The 3,816-nt window shown below is 53.9% G+C and carries 4 protein-coding genes; 2 read left to right on the top strand and 2 right to left on the bottom strand.

The genetic code is table 11. From position 1 onward, the window contains the following. A partial coding sequence (locus tag ACXJ5O_RS21180; protein WP_457301609.1) for an extracellular solute-binding protein occupies positions 1-1,566 on the bottom strand: 1,566 nt, incomplete at its 3' end. Between the two features lie 284 nt (positions 1,567-1,850). Here ACXJ5O_RS21180 and ACXJ5O_RS21175 point away from each other — a divergent pair. Next, positions 1,851-2,474 carry an invasion associated locus B family protein gene (locus tag ACXJ5O_RS21175; RefSeq protein WP_112527087.1) on the top strand — a complete coding sequence of 208 codons (624 nt, stop codon included), beginning with the start codon at positions 1,851-1,853 and terminating at the stop codon, positions 2,472-2,474. 52 nt (positions 2,475-2,526) lie between these two features. Here ACXJ5O_RS21175 and hspQ read toward each other — a convergent pair whose 3' ends face one another. Next, the gene (hspQ, locus tag ACXJ5O_RS21170) at positions 2,527-2,859 is read right to left on the bottom strand and encodes a heat shock protein HspQ (protein ID WP_457301611.1); all 333 of its coding nucleotides are present in this window, start codon (positions 2,857-2,859) and stop codon (positions 2,527-2,529) included. Between the two features lie 98 nt (positions 2,860-2,957). On the opposite strand from hspQ, the gene ACXJ5O_RS21165 reads away from it, so the two are divergent. Continuing rightward, the coding region (locus tag ACXJ5O_RS21165; RefSeq protein WP_457301610.1) for an AEC family transporter at positions 2,958-3,816 on the top strand (859 nt) is incomplete at its 3' end.

The following is a 3,816-nucleotide window of genomic DNA, read 5'->3' as shown; positions in this document are numbered from 1 at the left end:
GCCTTCAACTTCTTTCGACTGGCTGCCCCAGCGGCTGAATTGCTCATATCCCGGCGAAAGCGAATTTGAATACGCGCCCAGGATAACGTCGTAGTCGAACGTCTGCAGGCGCTTTTGATACTGAGCGTCGTCGACCGTACGGATGGTTGCCCCAATACCAAGACGCTCAAGCGTGCGTTTATAGGCAAGGCCAAGACGCTCTTCGCCAACGGAGCGCGTCAGAATTTCGAATGTGAGGGGCGTTCCATGCGGGTCGAGCATCTGTTCCTTCTCGATCTTGTAACCCCGGCTGACCAGAATGTCATAAGCGCGCTTCATTTCCTTGCGATCGCGCCCTGTTCCATCCGTTTTGGCAGGCTCATAGGTGCCGTCCATCACTTCCGGCAGCACCGCATCCGGATATGGCGCCAGCAGCGCGCGTTCCGTTGCGTCTGCAGGTTTGCCGACTGCAGACAACTCCGAGCCTTGCCAGTAGCTGCCCAGTCTCTGATAGCGGCCGGCGTAGAGGTTGCGGTTGGTCCATTCGAAATCGAACATGAGCGCGAGCGCTTCCCGGACAGCCTTGTCCTGAAACAAAGGGCGCCGCGTGTTGAAGACAAAGCCGAACATGTTGGCAGGCGATCTTGACCGGAACGTCTCCCTGATGACCCGGCCGTCCTTGACTGCAGGAAAATCATAGGACGTCGCCCATTTGTTGGGATCGCCTTCCATGAATACGTCGAATACACCTTTCTTGAAGGCTTCGAACTGCGCCTGATCGTTACGGAAATACTCGACCGTTACCGTGTCGAAATTGTTGAACCCGACCCTGCTCGGCAGGTCAGCGCCCCAGTAGTCGGGGTTTCGCTTGAAAACGATACGCTGGCCCGGCTGGACCTTCGAAACGATGTAGGGCCCGCTGCCGACCGGGATGGCCAAGGGCGAAGCGTCGAATTTGTCGATGTCGATCGCATGTTTCGGAAGGACCGGCATGAGCGCCAAGACCAGCGGAAACTCCCTGTTCGCCTGCTCGTTGAATGTGAACCTTACGCCGTGTTCGCCAATTTTTTCGATTTTTGAGATCAGTTTCATGCGGCTGCTAAAGGGCGGTCGTCCCTTTTTGGTCAGAACATCGAACGTGAAGATCACATCTTCGGGCGTTACCGGCTGCCCGTCGGACCATTTCGCCTTCGGATTGAGCGTGAATTCGACCCAGGTTCGCTCGTCATTGGTTTCAACCTTTTCGGCGAGCAAACCATACATGGTGAAAGGCTCGTCAGCGCTTCGCTGCATCAGTGATTCGTAGACCAGATTGCCAAATTCGGAATCGCCGAACATGCCGCGTGCGGTCGTTCGCATGCTCTTGATCAGAAACGGATTGAGGCTGTCGAATGTGCCGACTACACCATAGGTAATGGAACCTTCCTTTGGCGCGGCCGGATTGACATAGGGGAAATTCTTGTAGTCCGCGGGCAGGGCTGGCTCGCCGTGCATGGCGATTCCATAGGTTGGTTCTGCAAAAGAAGCGTCCATTGCCGAACATGCTGCGATCAAAAGCGCCAGAATCTGCAAACTTCTCTTCAACATCGTCTCAACCTTGCGCATTTAAAGGCGCGATTTACCCTGATTCGTGTCAAAGACTATCATTTGAAGACGATTCTGCGGCGGAAGACGTGTTATGTGCCATCTGAATTCATAGACAGCCAAAAGTAGTCTGGATTTGCATCGGCATGCAGTGTAACACGGCGTTCGATAATTGCATCTCGCTCTAGGGTCACTCTGTTGCCGCATTTAGTGACCAAAGCCAGACAAGCAAATACAAGTGATCAAGCCACACTTCGGATAAGTGCGCTGAAAGGAACCAGTTGACCATGTCCACCCGAAAGACTTTCGCTGCAACCGCATCCTTCGCCGGTGCCGTTGCATTACTTGCCGCCGCGGCAGTACCAGCCTCAGCCCAGCAGCAGCAAAGAGCGCCTCAGGGTTGGTTCAAGGTTTGCTCGAAACAGGAAGACAACGACATCTGCAATACGCAGAACATCGTGACGGCCGATAGCGGCCAGCTCCTGACGGCCGTCAACCTTATCGAGATCAAGGGTAAGATCAATCGCAAGATCTTCCAGGTTTCCGTCCCGACCGGCCGTCTGATCGCCCCGGGGGTCGGCCTCCAGATCAACGGCGGCAAGACCCAGAAAGTTGATTACGCCATCTGCTTCCCGGATCGTTGCATCTCCGAAGTTGCCTTGTCCGATGACCTGCTTGCTGCCTTCAAGAAAGGCAATCAGCTGACGATGACTTCGGTCAACTTCCAGAACAAGCCCAATCCGATCAACGTTGCGCTCACCGGTTTCACCCAGGCTTATGAGGGTCCCGGCCTGCAGCAGAACGAGCTCGAACAGCGCCAGAAGACACTTCAGGACGAAGTCCAGAAGCGTCAGAAGGAGTTCGAGGAGAAGATGAAGGCTGAGCAGGAAAAAGCCAAAACCGGCAATTAATCAACCGGCACTGAGAGCTAAAAAAGGACGCTTCGAGCGTCCTTTTTTATTGCTAGTTCATATGCGGTTTTTTCACGCGATAGACACCGTTTTCCGGCGTTTCAAACATGTTCTTGATCTGCGGATGCCTCAAGGGCACACCGGTCGTATCGGGAACAAGGTTCTGTTCCGAAACATAGGCRACATATTCGCTCTCGGAGTTTTCTRCAAAAAGGTGATAGAAGGGCTGGTCGCGCCGGGGCCTAATATCCTCGGGAATGGATCTATACCATTCTTCCGTATTGTCGAATTCCGGATCCACGTCGAAGATCACGCCCCGGAATGCGAATATCCTGTGGCTGACTACCTGGCCGATCTGAAATTTTGCATGGCGTATCTGTGTCATCATCGTCATTCGTAGTAGGTATCTGTTTCTATCAAAGCTCGCGAGCCTAAATGGTTCCTGCGACCACTCTATCCCGCCATAAATTCAAAAAGTCCGTCATGCTCAGTGTCTTCAATCTGGTACTTCCATTCTTTGGACTGATTTTCCTTGGCTTTTTCGTGGCACGTATCAATCACCAGCCTTTAGAAGCGCTGGGGTGGATGAATACGTTCATCATTTATGTGGCGTTGCCGGCTCTATTTTTCCAAATACTTTCGAAAACGCCCGTGGCGGAATTGACCCAGTGGACCTTTATTGTCGGATGCACTTTGTCGACATTTGCCATTTTCCTGACGATGTTTCTGATCGCGTTCGCACGGACGCGGAAGATCGATGAAAGCACGATTCAAGGGCTTGCTGCTGCCTACGGCAATATTGGTTACATGGGGCCGGCCCTGGCAATTCTTGCCTTCGGTGCGTCGGCGGCCGTGCCCGTCGCGCTGATATTCTGCTTCGACAACACGCTGCACTTCGTGATGGCACCGCTGTTGATGGCGCTTTCGGGCAATGACAAGCGTTCTCCGCGCGACGTCGCTATCGGTGTCCTACGCAAGATATTCGGCCATCCTTTCATTATCGCGACGATCATGGGTGTGGGTGCCGCGATACTTGGTATCGAGCCACCTGTCGCAATCGACCGCATGATCGATCTCCTGGCCAAGGCAGCAGCGCCTTGCGCGCTCTTTGCCATGGGCGCAACGCTTGCATTACGCCCACTGCGGCGCGTACCGAGGGAGCTTTATCTCATCGTCCCCATCAAGCTGCTGGTTCAGCCGTTACTGATTTATGGGGTGCTGAATCTTGTCGGGAATTTTCCGCCGGTGTGGATTTACACGGCCATGCTCATGGCGGCATTGCCTACCGCAACCAATGTCTTTGTCATCGCCCAACAGTATGGCGTGTGGGTCGAGCGGGCAT

The organism is Phyllobacterium sp. P5_D12, from assembly GCF_054049495.1.
The sequence above is the reverse complement of the archived record's forward strand: the minus strand, read 5'-3'. Positions and strand labels throughout refer to the sequence as shown.

What these genes read in the sequence shown, in the direction of transcription:
- ACXJ5O_RS21175 (WP_112527087.1), top strand. Translation starts at nt 1,851, where the DNA reads ATGTCCACCCGAAAGACTTTCGCTGCAACCGCATCCTTCGCCGGTGCC.